At 59.4% G+C, this 16313-nt stretch carries 14 protein-coding genes; 6 read left to right on the plus strand and 8 right to left on the minus strand.

Annotated elements, in window-relative coordinates:
- Positions 1-31: 31 nt before the first annotated feature.
- The 8 genes from Q1A91_RS02260 to Q1A91_RS02295 form a co-directional block, all read right to left on the minus strand.
- Positions 32-1027: an ABC transporter substrate-binding protein gene (locus Q1A91_RS02260; RefSeq protein WP_299872227.1), complete on the minus strand. Its 996-nt coding sequence runs from the start codon at positions 1025-1027 to the stop codon at positions 32-34.
- Complete coding sequence (locus tag Q1A91_RS02265) at positions 1017-2126, minus strand: LacI family DNA-binding transcriptional regulator (protein WP_299872228.1); 1110 nt, start codon at positions 2124-2126, stop codon at positions 1017-1019. The genes Q1A91_RS02260 and Q1A91_RS02265 overlap by 11 nt, the downstream gene beginning before the upstream one ends.
- A gap of 341 nt (positions 2127-2467) precedes the next feature.
- Complete coding sequence (locus Q1A91_RS02270) at positions 2468-4282, minus strand: BCCT family transporter (protein WP_299872230.1); 1815 nt, start codon at positions 4280-4282, stop codon at positions 2468-2470.
- A gap of 86 nt (positions 4283-4368) precedes the next feature.
- Entirely contained in the window at positions 4369-5019 is a 651-nt protein-coding gene (locus Q1A91_RS02275) for a DUF3726 domain-containing protein (protein WP_299872232.1), read from the minus strand.
- Complete coding sequence (locus Q1A91_RS02280; RefSeq protein WP_299872235.1) at positions 5016-6719, minus strand: hypothetical protein; 1704 nt, start codon at positions 6717-6719, stop codon at positions 5016-5018. Before Q1A91_RS02280 ends, Q1A91_RS02275 begins: the two co-directional genes overlap by 4 nt.
- Before the next feature lie 14 nt (positions 6720-6733).
- Positions 6734-7708: a membrane dipeptidase gene (locus tag Q1A91_RS02285; protein ID WP_299873663.1), complete on the minus strand. Its 975-nt coding sequence runs from the start codon at positions 7706-7708 to the stop codon at positions 6734-6736.
- Positions 7708-9159 (minus strand): aldehyde dehydrogenase family protein, encoded by a 1452-nt coding sequence (locus Q1A91_RS02290; RefSeq protein WP_299872238.1) that lies wholly within the window; start codon positions 9157-9159, stop codon positions 7708-7710. Before Q1A91_RS02290 ends, Q1A91_RS02285 begins: the two co-directional genes overlap by 1 nt.
- A gap of 89 nt (positions 9160-9248) precedes the next feature.
- Complete coding sequence (locus Q1A91_RS02295; protein WP_299872240.1) at positions 9249-10154, minus strand: LysR family transcriptional regulator; 906 nt, start codon at positions 10152-10154, stop codon at positions 9249-9251.
- Between the two features lie 121 nt (positions 10155-10275).
- Here Q1A91_RS02295 and Q1A91_RS02300 point away from each other — a divergent pair, with 121 nt between their 5' ends.
- From Q1A91_RS02300 to Q1A91_RS02325, 6 genes are all read left to right on the plus strand, one after another.
- Entirely contained in the window at positions 10276-10617 is a 342-nt protein-coding gene (locus Q1A91_RS02300; protein WP_299872243.1) for a RidA family protein, read from the plus strand.
- Positions 10618-10820: 203 nt separating this feature from the next.
- Entirely contained in the window at positions 10821-11738 is a 918-nt protein-coding gene (locus Q1A91_RS02305; protein WP_299872245.1) for a LysR family transcriptional regulator, read from the plus strand.
- 193 nt (positions 11739-11931) lie between these two features.
- Positions 11932-13122, plus strand: a complete 1191-nt coding sequence (locus Q1A91_RS02310) for an alpha-hydroxy acid oxidase (RefSeq protein ID WP_299872248.1) — start codon at positions 11932-11934, stop codon at positions 13120-13122.
- Between the two features lie 17 nt (positions 13123-13139).
- Positions 13140-14858 carry a thiamine pyrophosphate-binding protein gene (locus Q1A91_RS02315; RefSeq protein WP_299872251.1) on the plus strand — a complete coding sequence of 573 codons (1719 nt, stop codon included), beginning with the start codon at positions 13140-13142 and terminating at the stop codon, positions 14856-14858.
- Complete coding sequence (locus Q1A91_RS02320) at positions 14858-15193, plus strand: hydroxyisourate hydrolase (RefSeq protein ID WP_299872253.1); 336 nt, start codon at positions 14858-14860, stop codon at positions 15191-15193. Before Q1A91_RS02315 ends, Q1A91_RS02320 begins: the two co-directional genes overlap by 1 nt.
- The gene (locus tag Q1A91_RS02325; protein ID WP_299872255.1) at positions 15193-16302 is read left to right on the plus strand and encodes a dimethylsulfoniopropionate demethylase; all 1110 of its coding nucleotides are present in this window, start codon (positions 15193-15195) and stop codon (positions 16300-16302) included. The genes Q1A91_RS02320 and Q1A91_RS02325 overlap by 1 nt, the downstream gene beginning before the upstream one ends.
- Positions 16303-16313 lie beyond the last annotated feature (11 nt).

Consider the following 16313-nt stretch of genomic DNA (forward strand, 5'->3'; position numbering starts at 1 on the left):
CCCGGCCCTTCCTTTTCGAGACAGCATCACGCTATTTGACTTCGGACAGATAGCGTTCGCCGAAACCAGCCTGCGCCTTTTCCATCTCGGCATAATCCACCGCAACCGCACGCTCGTAATCGCTGGCAGGCAGGAACTTCTCTGCCACCGCTGCGGGCAGCTCTACCGGCCGCGCGGGTTGCAGATAGGCATTCGTCCAGATCGCCTGCCCCTTGTCAGACAGGATGAAATCCAGCACCCGTTTGCCCAATTCGGGGTTGGGGCCGTTGTTCACAAGGCTCATCACATAGGGCACCCGGACAGAGCCTTCGCAGGGCAGAACAAACTCGAAATTGCCGTCTTCCTCATACTTCCCGCGATAGGCGTTGAAGTCATAGTCAAACAGGATCGGAATCTCACCGGACACAACCCGTGCAAACGACGTCTGCTTGGGCACGATAGGCGAATTCTCCGCCAATTCGTTGAAGTATTTTACCGCAGGATCAAAGTTGTTCAGGTCCCCGCCAAAGGCCATGTTCACCGCAACCGCACCGGCATAACCGACAAAAGCCGATGAGGGATCAAGATAACCGACCATGCCGCGGTACGCCGGTTTGGTCAGGTCCGCAAAACACTGCGGCACCTCGGCGCCGCCCAGCGCGTCAACATTCACGAAAAAGCCAAGCGTGCCGTAGTGAATGGCGAACCACTTGCCGTCCGGGTCCTTCAACCCCTCCGGAATCTCGTCAAACCCGGCAGGTTTATAGGCCGTCGCAACCCCCTCGTTCCCGGCCTTGATGCCGGTGGTCACGCCGTAATAGGCCACATCGGCAATCGGATTGTCCCGCTCTGCCAGAAGCTGACTGAGGGTCTGGCCGGAGTTCTTGTTGTCATGCGGCATCTGGATGTCGAGTTCTTGATCAATCGCCTCCAGCATCGATGCCCAATCTGCCCACTGGGGTGGGCAGTTGTAGCACACCGCGTCCTCAGCCAGCGCGGGCGTGGCAAACGCCATTGTCACGAAGGCTGCTGCAAGTTTATATCTCATGTTGGTCTCTCCTGTTGGATTTAGCTGTCTTTCGGGTTGGGTCGTCTGGCGACGGGAAGGCTGCAACCTTTCCGTCGTCTTTGCTTTCGGCGGTCAAAGGCGCAAGGCTGCCTCCGGCGCGGAAACTGAATGTCTGGTCTTTTTGCGGCACGTCAGGCGGCGCGGATCCGTCGATCATCGACAGAACCGTCTCCCCGGCCCCCGCCCCCAGCACCCGTGGGGTTGTCACAATCGTCGCCAGACTTGGCTCGACCATCTGACCGACTTTGATGCCATCAAATCCGACAATCGACAGATCCCCTGGCACATCAATGAACAGCCTGCGCGCACTGCGGATCGCGGCCAACGCCAGAAAATCGTTGGAGGCGAAGATGCCGGTCAATTCCGGATGCGCCGCCAGAAAGTCCTGCAACCGCGCCGTCAGGTCCAGACCGTCGTCATCAACCTCCAGCAACGCAGGCGGTGCCATGCCCCGCTCTGCGCAGCGCTCCGCAAACCCTTCGTACCGGTGGCGCGCGCGGTCTGAACTGAGGAAATTCAGCGCCAGAAAGCCCGTGTGCGCATGGTTGTTCTCGGCAAAGGCATCCGCAACCGCCGCTGCTGCGGCATGATCATCGACCGACCAGCTCCTTTGCCCCGCCGGTGCGGCGTTGAACAGCAAACTATGCGGCACCTGCCGACGCCGGATCAGGTCCAGCCCTTCGCTGTTCTGCGCATCCCCCACCGTCAGCAGGATTCCATCCACCTGCTTGGCAATCAACGTGCGCACGGCATGGATTTCCGATTCCACGCTGTAGTTGGTACAGATCAACAGCATCTGGTAGCCCGCGTTCAGAAACACCGCCTGCGCGCCCTGCACCGCATCCGCATAGACCGGGTTTTCGATCGACGGGACAATACAGCCAATCGTGCGCGTCGTACTGCTCTGGAGCGATCTGCCCACGTCGCTGAACTGAAAATCCAGCGCATCCGCCGCCGCCATGACCCGCTTGCGCATCTCGGCACTGGCCGGACCGGTATCGTTCAACACCCTGCTGGCCGTGGCAACACCACAGCCCGCACGCTGAGCGACATCCTTGATCGTGGCAGCTTGACCCAATTTCCACCTCCCAATGGAAACGTTTCCATATAGTAGTACAAACAACCCCTCCACCGCGCAAGATTTTTCCGGGGAGGGTATTTTCAAGCGAGATAGCAGTGGGTTATTGCAGTTTTGTGATAGGGCGCGGACAAATATTCGGGACGCTCACAAAGAACTTCCCCGTCGGCACAAGATGATTCCAATCGCCCCCGACAGGCCCCGCGAAGGCTGTCTGTTCCTCAAGGTCAAAACGTCCCGGAACAGGGTTGCGCAACCGCACTGCCCTCAGCCGCATTGCGCCAGACATTTCGCCCCCCAGCCATAGGCCGCGCATTTTGCGCGGCCTATGCTTTCGCGGTCTAGGCGTGTTTTGCCCGTATGCTGTCACGATACAATGCCTTCACGAGCGATATCATCATGAAGACCATCACGATGGTGAAGGGCAATGCGCCGATGATCATCGCATTTTGCAGCGCGCCGAATGGATTGGCCTCGGCACCGCTGTTGCCAGCGATGATCAGCGCCCCAATCACCGCAGTGAGGATCAGCCCCCAGATGATGCGATGCTTGATGCCGGTTTCCTGCTCGCCGCCGGACATGATCGTGTTCATCACCAAAATGCCGGAGTCTGCCGATGTAACGAGAAACGTCATGATCAGGACGACGCACATGATCGTAATGGCCGACAGAAACCCGCCAGAGATCATTTGCTCAAGTGTTGCAAACAGTTTGGCCGTGTTGGTGGCCCCGATCAGGGAGCCCGCAGCGTCGCCATTCAGCTCCAGATCAATCGCGGTGCCGCCCAGAATGGTCATCCACAAAAAGCAGACGATGGCAGGCGCGATCACGCAACCGAAGATAAACTCACGCACGGTGCGGCCCTTGGAGATACGCGCAAGGAACAGGCCGACAAAGGGCGAGAATGCGATCCACCATGCCCAGTAGAAGGTGGTCCAGCCTGCTTGCCAGCCGAACTGACGGCCTTGTTCACCGGCGGCATAGATGGCCGCCGCGTCGAGGTCCGCAGCAGAGGCAGGCAAGCCTTCGGCGAACCCGGTCATGGATCCCCATGGCGACGTGGCAGAACCGTAGATTGCCGCGATATCTTCAGCGGGCAAGGCCTGCGCCGCCTCCGGAATGGCTGCGGCAAAAGCGTCCGCTGATTGAGGTCCATAGGCGCCGAAAGACATCTGAACGAAGTGCAGGATGTAATCGACCAGACCCGCACCGAACTTTGTCATCGCGAAAAAGAAAGAGCCGAAGATCACAAAGGTCAGAAGCAGGATGACCGACAGAACCAGATTGAGGTTCGACAGGTATTTGATCCCCCGTCCCACACCTGAAACTGCAGAGAGGATCGACAAGCCCATGATCACCAGCAGTGCCGCGATCAGTCCGACCGTGCTTGGCTTGGGCGCTTCTGCATCGCCGTTCATCAGCCACTCCATGCCAGACACGGCATAGACACCATCAACGAACTGGCTGACACCAAAACCGATGGTGACGGACACGCCGAGGATCGTGGCCACAACGCCAAGCACATCAACCAGATGGCCCAGGAAGCCATTTGCCGCTTTGCCAAGCAAAGGGGTCAGCGCCGACCGGATCGTCAGCGGCATTTCACGGGTATAGGCGTAATAGGCGAGTGACAGACCAGTCAGCACGTAGATGGCCCAGGCGTGGAAACCGTAGTGCAGGAATGTATAGCGATAGGCCGATTTCACCGCCTCTTCTGAATGCGCAGCCACCTCGCCGGACAGGACCACAGGGTTTGATCCCCAAAGGCCAATCGGTTCGGCGGTGGCAAAGACCATCAGACCAACACCCAGACCCGCGCCGAACATCATCGAGAACCACGAGAAGTTCGAAAACTCCGGTACGGTTCCTGCGGTTCCGAGCTTCTTGCTGCCGGTTGCCGGCAAGAGGGCCAGCACGAACAGAAAGAACGCGAAAACGCCGACGGAGATGATGTAAAAGCCGTTGAACCCGTTCAGCAAGCTGCCGTTCACAGCAGACAACACGCTGCTCGCGTTGCCGGGCCAGACCAGCGCCCAAAGGACCAGTGCGACCATGATCGTCTTGCTGATCAGTGCAATCGGAAGGCTGTAGCCCTCGTAGAATCCGGATGGAGCCTTCTCGATCTCCAACGCGGTAAATGGTGGTTTAATTGTCATTTTTTGTCCCCTGTTTCTTTGGTTGCGCCGTATTTCGTCTTCCCGCAGCAAGCTGGCGCATCCGCTGCGGGATTGATTGATCTTGTCTAGTCATTGTCGGACAGGCCTGAACCGGCGCCCAATCGTCGGGAGGCCTCGGTCGCGGGCGCAAATGTTCGCTCTGAAAAAGCGCCCAGCCGCGCCCAGTTTTTACAGCTGACGTTGCCCCGCACAGCTGGTCGCTGCGCGGGATCTGTGCGTGTGCTTGCACGCTGAAAGATCACAGTCTCCGCCTTGCCTGCATTGATGGCCTGGTGTGGATCATCGATCCAGAGCCCGTCACCGTCCGTCTCGATCCGCACGTTTTCATAACTCACGCGCACCGGTTGTCTGAGGTGGATCGCGGCCCACGCAGCGAAAGGCACGATCAGCAGAGGGCAGGAAACATTGCGCGCCTTTATCGAAAGCCCCGGCGCCAGCCGTTCAGCGCAATCGTTCAACGTGGCACCAACCGCAAGCGGGCACAGGTCGCCCGCCCGCGCGTACCAGTCACCGTCCAGTGATACCGGCGCGACCTGCGCATGGGCCAGCCCGTCATTTTTCTCAAGGACATCAGCCAGGAGCGCTGGACCTGCCAGATCGTGAGAGGCAAGCCAACGCGCAGCGCGCCCAGTTTCTTCCGCCATGCCCCAGGACAGACCGGCGCCGCGTGCCGCCCGTTTCGCATGGGCTTCAATTTCATTCAGCGAGCGGTTCACTTTGCGCCCTCCAACAAAGGCGGATAGGACCAGTCGTCGACCTGGCTGTCCGATAGCTCTTCCGGATAGGGCGCGTTTCCGAACATGCAAATGCGCACCCATCGATCTGATCTCGGATCGAAATGGGTGGCCCCGAAGAAGGAGAGCTTGCAACGCAGCATATCAATCGGCATCAGATCAGAGCCGATCGTGTTGTCGCGAATTTCAGCATAAGGTGCGCGGGCCACGATCTGCGCCCGCCTGACGCAGTGGCGATGTTCGGGATGGGTCAAGAGGAAAGCCGCGAGGGGTGCGTTACCATCCTTGTCCTTCAGCGCCCGATAGAGCGCGGCGGCATCCCGGCCCGGTGCCAAAGGCTGCTCATAGGGGGCAATCGGTTCTTCAAAACGCTCCCCCAGACGGGGCTCCAGTTTTTCCTGCGAGACATACCAGGCACGCGCGCATTGTTCTTTTTCTGACCAGTCAATATCCAGCGCCCACCCATAGGCGCGTTCCAGAACAGCGCGCAGATCTGCCACCCGCATAGTGCCATCAATGCGAAACGCATGCCTGTCTTTGTCGGACATCTTATCGGCCAGATGGTCGACAAGCCTGCCATAGGGCTCCAGCATCAGCGACGCCAGGCATTCCTGAGCGTCTTCCCCCAACGCGCCTTCGGCCCAGACAAAAAGCCTGTCCCACGGACGCGGTCCAGCCAGATCGGCATCGGCAAGATGGGTCTCCAGCGCGGAGAGATCGCGGCGCAATCGCTTCAGTTTCTCAACCTGTATCGGATGCTCCGAATACCAGAGATCAGCAGAAAGGATGGAGCGCTCCAGCATCTCCCGAAACGTAGCGACCTCAGAGGCTGTGGCGGCGGGTAAGCTGCGCACAATTGCGATCGCCTCTTCACGCGCGGCAATCCAATTGTTGAACAACATCGGGTGGTTGACCAGAAACGGAGCCATCCCCAGTCCTGTGGAATTGCCAATACCGAGGCTGCGCGCAATCCCCGCGTCCAGCGGGACTGCCGCAGCACCCCCTTTCAGGTCTGCCATATGCTGCACCAGATCGCGCACGTAGCTTCGGGTCAGAAAGACGGACAGCATTTCAATCTGGAAAGGTGATGCGCATTCAGGTCGGTCCGCGATCATCTCACGATCCGCTGCGCCGAGTTTACCCGACCCGTAAACCGCCGTGGTGCGCATCAGATAGCCGACCTTGGCGACTTCGCCCGGGTCGGGCTGCGCACCTGCGGCAAGGCGGGACACCACATGATCCCACAACCGCACTGAGCGGTTTGCACGTGAGACCGACAGCTCCCTTTCGCTCACACGGCCCGCTTCTTGCAGGGGGATGTTCTGGCGCAGGCGCTCAATGTCAGCGGCCTCCGGCACACCGTCAAACAGGGTGAAGGTGCTGTCCCATGCGGTCGCAATCACCCGGTCAGAGCGTTCTTCGGGCGGCAGATCATGACCAAAAGCAATGAGCGAATAGGTGCGGTCCGGCGTATGCGCGCAATAGACAGCGTGGCCCACGCCCTTGGCGTCAAACTCAAAGACCGGGCGGGTAAAGGTCCAGTTTTCGCGGGTCATCCGGCGGGTCAGAATGCGCATGAAAGACAGGCGAGATTGATGGAACGACCCCAGACGCGACAGGCGCATGACCTGCGCAGGGTCTCGTGTGACAACGGTCTGTGATGTGTTCGCCTGCGGCTGCATGGCCTGCCCTCCCCTTAGATCAATGGTGTGAAATTTTCCGCGTAAAACCTGTGCCAGTTGTCGCCCATGATGCCCGCGACCTCCCCGTCGCTCAGCCCTGTGGCGCGCAAGCCTGCTTCGATGTTTCCAAAGTCGCGATTGTCGTTGAACCACTTGGGCATGGGCGGGAAACCGGGTGCTGCGGCCGATCCTTCGCCATAGTCGATCTCTTTGCTCCAGCGGCCCACGCGCATCCACTCGACCACAGAGTCAGGGTGGTCCTGACACAGGTCCGTCCCGATCCCAAGGTTTTGTGCGCCATAGGTCTCAGCCGCACGGGCGATCATCTCGCAAAAGCTCTCCAACGAGCAGCCGGATTTGCCCTTCAGATGATGCGGATAGACAGAGAAGCCCATCATGCCACCGTTTTCCGTCACCGCGCGGATCACATCATCCTTCTTGTTGCGCAGCGCAGGGGACCATTCATAGGGATTGGCATGGGTGATCGCGATGGGACGCTCGGAAATCTCTGCCGCCTCGATGGTGGAGCGGTCCGCCGAATGGCTCATGTCCACCACCAGCCCGACGCGGTTCATTTCCTTGATCACCTGACGCCCCATCCGGGTGATGCCGGTGTCCTCGGCCTCGTAACACCCCGTCGCCAGCAAGGACTGGTTGTTGTAGGTCAGCTGCATGAACCGCGCACCGAGGGTATGCACGATCTCGACCAGCCCGATGTCGTCCTCAATGGGGCTGGGGTTCTGGAAGCCGAAGAAGATCGCCGTCTTGCCTTCGGCTTTAGCGCGGTCCACGTCGCTGGCCCATTGGCCCTTGATGATCAGGTCCGGGTATTGCTCAAACCACCGGTTCCACTGCTCGAAGTTCAGCACCGTCTCGCGGAAATTCTCGTGATAGGCGATGGTGACATGCACCGCGTCCACGCCCCCATCGCGCATCTGGCGGAAGATCTTCTCCGACCAATTGGCGTATTGAAGATTGTCGATCCGCATCATGTCGGCGTGCCGGAGGCGATGTAGGCCGTCTTCACAATCGTGTAGAATTCCGCCGCCGTGCGGCCCTGTTCACGTGGCCCGTAAGAGCTGTCCCCGCGCCCGCCAAATGGCACGTGATAGTCGGTGCCAGCAGTGGGCAGGTTGACCATCACACAGCCCGATTGCGCGTTGCGGCGGAAGTGCGTGGCGCGGGCCAGATTGGTGGTGACAATGCCTGCGGTCAGACCAAAGTTCGTGTCATTGACCACATGCAGCGCCTCGTCATAGCTGGCCACGGGGATGACACAGGCAAGCGGCGCGAACATCTCTTCGCGGTTGATCCGCATGTCGTTGGTGGTGCCGACAAACACGCCGGGGGACATGTAATAGCCCTCAGTCGCCATCTCCAACCGCTGCCCACCACAGAGCAGTTCCGCCCCCTCAGATGCCGCAAGATCGACATAGGCAAGGTTCTCGTTCAGCTGCTGCTCGGAGACGACCGGCCCCATCTGGGTGCCCTCCTCCAGCGCGTGCCCAACCTTCATCGCCTTCGCCCCAGCAACCAGCTTTTCGACAAACTGATCATGAACGGACTGATGTACCACCAGCCGTGACGACGCCGTGCATTTCTGCCCCGAGCCGCCAAATGCGCCGCCCAATGCCAGCGACACCGCCAGATCAAGATCCGCGTCATCCATCACCGCCAAAGCGTTCTTTGACCCCATCTCCAACTGCACCCGCGTCAGGTTCTGAATGGCGCTCGCCGCGATGCATTTGCCCACGGGCACCGAACCGGTGAAGCTGATCGCGCCCACTTTCGGGCTTTCGACCAAACGCTGACCAATCGCGCTTCCGGCGCCCATCACCAGAGACACAAGGCCTTTGGGAACATCCTGCCGCGCGATGATCTCAACCAGCGCCACAGCGGAGGCAGGTGTGACATTCGCAGGCTTCCAGACCACGGCGTTCCCATAACAAAGCGCAGGTGCGATCTTCCACGACGCGGTGGCGGTGGGGAAATTCCACGGGGAAATCACCGCCACGACGCCCACAGGTTCGCGGCGCACGTCGATCTCGATCCCGTCGCGCACGGAATCGGCGGTGTCGCCCATCTGGCGCAGGGTTTCTGCTGCGTAGTAGGTGAAGAACTGCCCGGCGCGGTACACCTCGCCCCTGCCCTCTGCCAGGGGCTTGCCTTCTTCGCGCGCCAGCAAGGTGCCCAGCTCTTCCGCGCGGCGCATCATCTCGGTGCCAATCGCCATCAGCACGTTGTATTTGCGCTCGATCCCGTAGGCGGCCCACTCAACCTGCGCCCGCTGCGCTTGCTCAAGGGTGGCGTCCAGTTGATCCGGGCTTGCCTGCGCGAACATCCCGATCAGATCACTCAGGTCAGAAGGATTGCGGTTTTCGATCTCAGACGCACCCGCAACCCATTCCCCGGCGATGTAGTTCAGTTTGGTGTCCTGCATGATGTATCCTTCCGATCAGGCGCGGCGTGCGCAGGCGAAGCATACGTCACAGAATGGATTCAGGCTTTTAGAATGAGTTGTATTTTTCTTCAGGTTTTCTGAAATTGGGTATCTGGCAACAAGCTGCCGTCCCGCTTCATATCCGTGATCAGTTTCAGGAACTCCCGAGCCGCGGGCATCAGCAGGTTTTTGGGGCGGGACATCAAATGCACAGTGCGGCGCGCGGTCACATCGGCGAGCGGTAAAAACGCAAACTCTTCCTGAAGGTTGGCAACGGTCAGCTGCGGCAGTACGGTGATCCCGACCCCTTGCCGGACCAGCCCCAACAAGGATGCCATGTTCGGAACCATCAGTCGTGAACGCGCAAGAATGGGCGCAAAATCCGGATCTGTGATCTGCTTGCACAGGCCATTCGCGATGATCGTCTGATCCCCGAGGCTGCGCCACGTCAGCTGATCCCAGTTTTCGGCAAGCGGATGGTTTTTTGGGCATACCAGTCCAAACGCATCGCTGAACAACTCAGTGCGGCTCATCCCCTCAACGACCGGAAAGGACCCAATGCCGATATCAGCCCGCTCCCGCGCCAGTTCCCGCGCGATGGTTGCTGAATCCATGTCGCGCAGGTCGATCTGAACCTTCGGATACTTCTCGGCAAATTTGAAAATCACAGGCGGCAGCACCGTTGACGCCACCGACGGTGTGACAGCCAACCTCAGAAAACCAAGCTCGGAGCGCGCCAGGCCCTCGATCACGGCGACCGTGTTCTCGAAATGCGCGACCTCTCGACGGGCTTCGGTCAGGATCAACTCTCCGATGGGCGTCAGACGGGACTTCCGGGCCGTCTCGAACAAGGCAGAGCCCACGTGATCCTCAAACTGCTTGAGCATCATGGAGACGGCGGATGGCGTCCGTCCAAGCACATCTGAGGCCTCCGACAGGCTGCCATGGGTGGCAACCATCGTAAAACATCTGAGCATCTCGATCTTGATGGTCAACTTAAGTCACCCTGAAATAGATTCAATGAAATCAAGTTTGCCTCAATTCCGGTCTGGTGGCTATATGCCAATCTCAACAGCCCGATTGCGGCGCTGCACACATGAATCACAAGGAAATCACATGATCGAACGCATCGACACAGGCACACGGTCCTCGAAAATCGTGAAGCACAATGGCGTGGTCTACCTGACAGGCCAGGTCGCCGAGGGTGAAACGATCCAGCAGCAAGTGCAAACCTGCTTGGACAATATCGACACGCTTCTGACAAAGGCCGGATCGTCACGCGAGGACATGTTGCGGGTCACGATCTGGCTGGCCGATATGCAGGATTTCAATGGCCTGAATGAAGTCTGGAACGCATGGGTGCCTGCCGGGCACGCGCCGGCCCGTGCCTGTGGTGAAGCCAAACTCGCCCGACCCGAGCTGAAAGTGGAATTCATCGTGGATGCGGCTTTCTCGTGAAGCCGCCATGCCGCTGGTGATATGATCCCCAATGTCTTCCCCGGCCATCGTTGGGGTCAGGAGCCACTAAGACCAAACATAAATGCACGCCAATCGTGTCTCACAATGAAATCATCCGTGCAGCGGATAGAAATCCGGGTTCTATACATGCAGCGGGCGAATGGATTAAGGTTCAGCCAAAAAATAACGGATGGTTGAACGAGATGAACCTACGCCAATTGGAAGCCTTCCGCGCCACGATCCGCAGCGGGTCGATCACCGAAGCAGCGAAGATGATGCACATCTCGCAGCCCAGTGTCAGCCGCCTGATTGCTGATCTGGAACTGTCGGCCGGCTTCCCGCTGTTTGTGCGCATCGGGCGGGGGCTGACGCCGACTGTGGAAGGCCGGCATTTCTACGAGGGGGTGGAATCCATGTTCGTGGGCATTGACCGGCTTGAGGACCTGGCCAAATCCATCAGGACATCCCAGGGCGGGACCATCTCAATCGCCACGATCCAATCCATCGCGACAATTGAACTGCCACAAGCGATCAGCCGTCTTTACAACGACAATCCCGATATCCGCTTTGATATCCAATCGCGCAACACACCTGCCATTGTGGATGCTGTCCAGATGCGTCAGATTGATCTTGGCATTGTCGGGCGGGAACCCAACTACGACGGGGTCGATATCCTGTACCAGACCTCCGCCCCCTATGTCTGTCTGATGCCGGAGGACCACCCTGCCGCTGGTGAATATGGCGCTGTTGATCTTGAAGAATTGGCACAAACCGAGACCTTCGTGACCTTCGGCGACAGCTACCCGGACTCGATGATGTCGATTGACCCCGCGCTGTCGGGCAAGATGCGCGCGCGGTCGCGCTTGTCCGTGGCGAACATGCCTTTGGCTGGCGCCTTGGTGCGTGAAGCGTCGGTCATGGCCGTCTCGGACCCGTTTTCCGCCGAACAAGCCGTGCGCATGGGCGGCGTCGTGTTTCGACCGATCCAACAGAACCTGACCTATTTCGTGACTGCAATCGCCGCGCGGCGGGAAAAACTGCCACGCGAGGCGCTGAAATTTGTAGACCTGTTCGCCACCCAGCTGGAAGAGCGGGTCAGACAGGTCAAATCCTTGAGCTAGGAAGTTCATTGAGTGGAGCGTGCACCGGGTCGGTCGGGACGCGAATGGCTGCTGGGCCTCATTGGGATTTTCCACCTACATCCGCTGACATAGAGACAACGCATGAGTTGAAAACGTTTTTCGATTGGTCGAAGCCAGATCGAAGTTTGTAGGCTCACAGGTCTAACCCTCTTGCGTAAGGGCCGATATCGCGATGGTGCTCTCAGCCGACCAGATTTATTCGACCGAGGATGCACGGCGCTTGGCGCAGCGCAGACTTCCGCGATTGATCTTCGATTTTATCGAGGGCGCTGCCGGGCGCGAAATCGGAGCAACCCGCAATCAATCGCAGTTTGACACCATCATGTTGCAGCCGCGGGTGATGGAGGACGTCGCGGAGCGTTCCACGGCAACAGGCCTTTTGGGACAGCAATTTGGCCTGCCGGTCGGCATCGCGCCGATGGGCATGTGCAATCTGGTTTGCCCCGACGCCGACAGGCACATCGCGGAAGTTGCCAAGGCTTTTGACATACCGGTTTGCCTGTCTTCTGCGGCCTCCAGCACGATTGAGAATATGGGAGACTGGGCGGGCCCCCTGGCATGGTTCCAGCTCTATTTCGGACAATCCGCCGAAGCGTCGCTGATGATGGCAGATCGGGCGAGGGATGCGGGTTATGAGACGCTCGTTCTGACGGTCGATGTGCCGCAGGTCTCGCGGCGCATCCGGGATCTCAGGAATGGTTTCACCATGCCATTTTCAATGACCCCGCACGCCTTTTGGGATTTCGCCACGCATCCGCGCTGGTCGCTGAGCACCTTGCGCAACGGTGCGCCAAGCCCGAAGAACTTCACAGGCACCGATGGGGCGAACACTTTCGACCGCGGCGCGAGCCGCGCTGGTGCAAATTGGGATTTCCTCCGGACATTACGAGACAACTGGCCCGGCACATTGATCGTCAAAGGTGTGACATCTGGAGAGGATGCCCGGCAGGTCTGCCGATTGGGTGCCGATGCGGTCTATGTGTCCAACCATGGCGGACGCCAGCTGGACAGCGTGCCCCCTGCGATCGACCTGCTTGCCATCATTCGAGAGGCCGTGGGCCCCGATGTGCCGCTCCTTTTCGACAGCGGCGTGCGCAGCGGAGAGGATGTTGTCAAAGCACTGGCGCTTGGCGCCGATTTCGTGATGATCGGACGTCCTGCATTATACGCATTGGGCGCAGGCGGCGCACCGGGGTTGATGCAGCTCTTGACCTGCTTTGCCGAAGACATCAGCGTCGTGCTTGCACAATTGGGCGTGCGTTCCATCGCGGATCTTGGGCCGCGCAGCCTTTTCCCGTCGCCGGTTGCAGACCAGACCCGGCGACAAGCGCCAACACCGTTACACATCGCTGCAAAGACCTGAAAGAAGAGCTGACCAAGATGAGCAATCCGAAAATGATCAGAGGCGGTGCCTTGCTGGCCCGCGCCCTCAAGGAAAAAGGCGTGGAGCACGCATTCACCCTTGCGGGCGGATTTTGCAATCCGGCGCTTGAGGGGTTCATGGAATGTCAGATGCCGGTGATCAACACCCCGCATGAGCAAATTGCGGGGCATCTGGCCGATGGACATGCGCGGATCACCCGCAAGCCGACGGTGTGTCTGGTAGGACCGGAAGGCTTCGCCAATGCGGTGCCGGCAATGCTGGAAGCAGGCGGTGAACGCAGTCCGGTGATTTTCGTCACGGGCTCGTCCACGTTGAAGCGGCAAGGCGCTGGCGGTTTCAAGGAAATCGACGATGTCGCAATCGCCGCCCCGCTGGTCAAATACTCGGTCCAGATCACCGATGGTGAACGCATCAGCGAATTCGTGAACCGCGCCTGGACAGCGGCGACGACGGGGTATCCCGGACCGGTTCATATCTCGCTTCCCGTCGATATCATGTTTTCGTCCTTTGCCGTGGATGCCGGGCTGGAAGAACGCCCGTTTGATCGCACGGACCGCCCGGTGCCGCGTGCATGGCCTGACCCTTCTGCGCTGAAAACCGTGCTGGGTCTGGTCGCCCAGGCCGAACGCCCGGTGATCATCGGCGGCCATGGTGTCTGGTGGTCAAAATCCGAGGACAAGCTGGAAGCCGTGGGCAAGGCCTTGCGCCTGCCCATCTTCAACGTCCCCTATCACGCCAAACTGCTGGGCGAGGAATGCGAGGCCTATATGGGGCTGGCGGATTTCCATCAGTATCACCCCTCCAAACCCGCCATACATGAGGCCGATCTGGTCTTGATGATTGGCGGACGGCTGGACAATCAGATGAATTTTGGCAATCCGCCGTTCTTTACCAAGGATCAGACGCTGGTTTGCATCAATGGCAGCCATGAGGAGCTGGAAAACAATCAGGCCGCAGATGAGGTGCTCTTGTCTGATCCCGGTGCGTTTCTGGATGCGCTGATGGCAGTGGGAAAATCATGGCCTGACTGGTTCGACCTGCAAAAGACCCGCCGGGCCGCTTGGGTAGATGAATGGTACGCCCATATCGCGGCAGAGACGGCCAGGCCGGGAAAGATGCACCCGCTGCAACTGTCGCTCGATGTGCAGGAGCAGATGGGCGATGACGACTGGCTGATCTTTGACGGCGGCAACACGCATTTCTGGTCCGAGATCGCAGTCAACATGGCGGGCTGGCGGGGGCAGAAGCTGGGCGGGATCATGCACCCGGGCAACTACTCGCTGCTTGGCGTTGGGGTGTCTTTCGGCGTCTCGGCCAAATCTGTACATCCTGATCGCAATGTCGTGGTCATCTCGGGCGATGGGGCATTCCTGTCTGGCGGCTTGTCGATTGAATCCGCGTTTCAGGACAACCTGCCGATCACTATTGTGATCGACAATAACGGTGGCCTTGATTGCATTTCCCAGCAGCAGGAACGCCTGTTTGAGAATGGCCAGCACTTCGCCACCGATTTCCGCGATATTCCCTTCCACACCATGTGCGAAGGGCTCGGGGGGCATGGGGAACTGGTGGAGACCCGCGACCAACTGGCACCTGCATTGAAACGCGCCATGGCCAGCGGCAAAACGGCGATCGTGAATGTGAAATGCAGGGGCGTGATCAGCCCGATTGTGGCGGCGACCTCTGACAAACGAGACAAGGCTTCGATTGAGTAATGGCGATACTGACCTCACATACGCTGAACGGCTCTGACGGCACCCACGCGGGGGGCATCGCGGTCACACTGCGCAATCTGGAGAGCGGCGCGGTGGTTTTCGCCTCGGAGATGGATGCAGGCGGGCGCCTGTCACAACAGATCGCTCCCGCGGCTGTCGACCCAACCGCAACCTATGAGCTGGTGTTCGACACCGCCGCCTATTGGGCCGCACGCAACATGCCCGCCTCTGTGCAGCAGATCGCCCTGCGCTTTGCCATGCCTGATCCGGAAGGGGCCTATCATATGCCAGTGATCCTGAACCCCAATTCCTATTCGATGTGGTGCTCCGCCTGATGGACGGTTTGAACATGTCACGGCGTATTCGCCGCACGCCCTATACGGATCGCGTGGAACAGGTTGGCGTCCGTGGGTTTTCGGTCGTCAATCATACGCTTCTGCCCAAGGCTTTTCAGCCGTCGGTCGAACAAGACTACTGGCATCTGCGCGAACATGTGCAGATTTGGGATGTGGGCTGCCAGCGGCAGGTGCAAATCACCGGGCCGGACGCCGCATTTCTTGTGCAATGGATGACCCCGCGCGACATCTCCGGGGCGCGTGTGGGCGACTGCCTCTATGTCCCGCTGATCGATGCCAATGCCGGGCTGATCAACGATCCTGTCCTGCTGAAGCTGGCAGAGGATCGTTTCTGGCTATCAATCGCCGACAGTGATGTGCTGCTCTACGCGATGGGCCTTGCGCTTGGGCGCGGCCTGGATGTGGAGGTGACGGAGCCGGATGTGTCGCCGCTCGCTGTTCAGGGGCCAAAGGCCGAAAGACTGCTGGCTGACCTCTTTGGCGCGCATATCCGGGACATCGGGTTCTTCAGGTTCGGATGGATTGACGTCGAAGGGACGCAGCAACGCATCGCGCGGTCCGGATATTCGCGGCAAGGCGGGTTCGAGATCTATTTGCAGGGCGGACACCTTGGCACCGCTCTCTGGGACGCGATCTGGGAGGCGGGTCAAGCCCACGACATCACGCCCGGCTGTCCAAATCTGATCGAGCGGGTCGAAGGCGGTCTGTTCTCCTACGGAAATGAGATGACGCGGGAGAACAACCCTTTTGAGATCGGATTGGGCAAATTCTGCACGGTGGACGGCTCGATTGACTATATCGGTCTGGCGGCCCTGCAAAAGATCGCAGCCGACGGCGTGCAGCGCAAAATCCGTGGTGTTGCCTTTGATGGCGGCCCCTGCCCGACCTGCTCAAAAGCCTGGCCGGTGATGGTGGGGGATGTGCAGGTCGGACAGGTGACTTCTGCGGTTTGGTCGCCAAGGCTGAAATGCAACGTGGGACACGCCATGATTGATCGCGCGTATTGGGCCGTGGGGCAGGCGGTTACAGTCCGGTCTCAGGATGGTATCCTACGCTCCGGAGAGGTTTCCGCCCTGCCATTTGCCTGATCAACTGGTCC

The sequence above is a fragment of the uncultured Sulfitobacter sp. genome, from assembly GCF_947500075.1.
In the GTDB taxonomy this organism is placed as follows: domain Bacteria; phylum Pseudomonadota; class Alphaproteobacteria; order Rhodobacterales; family Rhodobacteraceae; genus Sulfitobacter.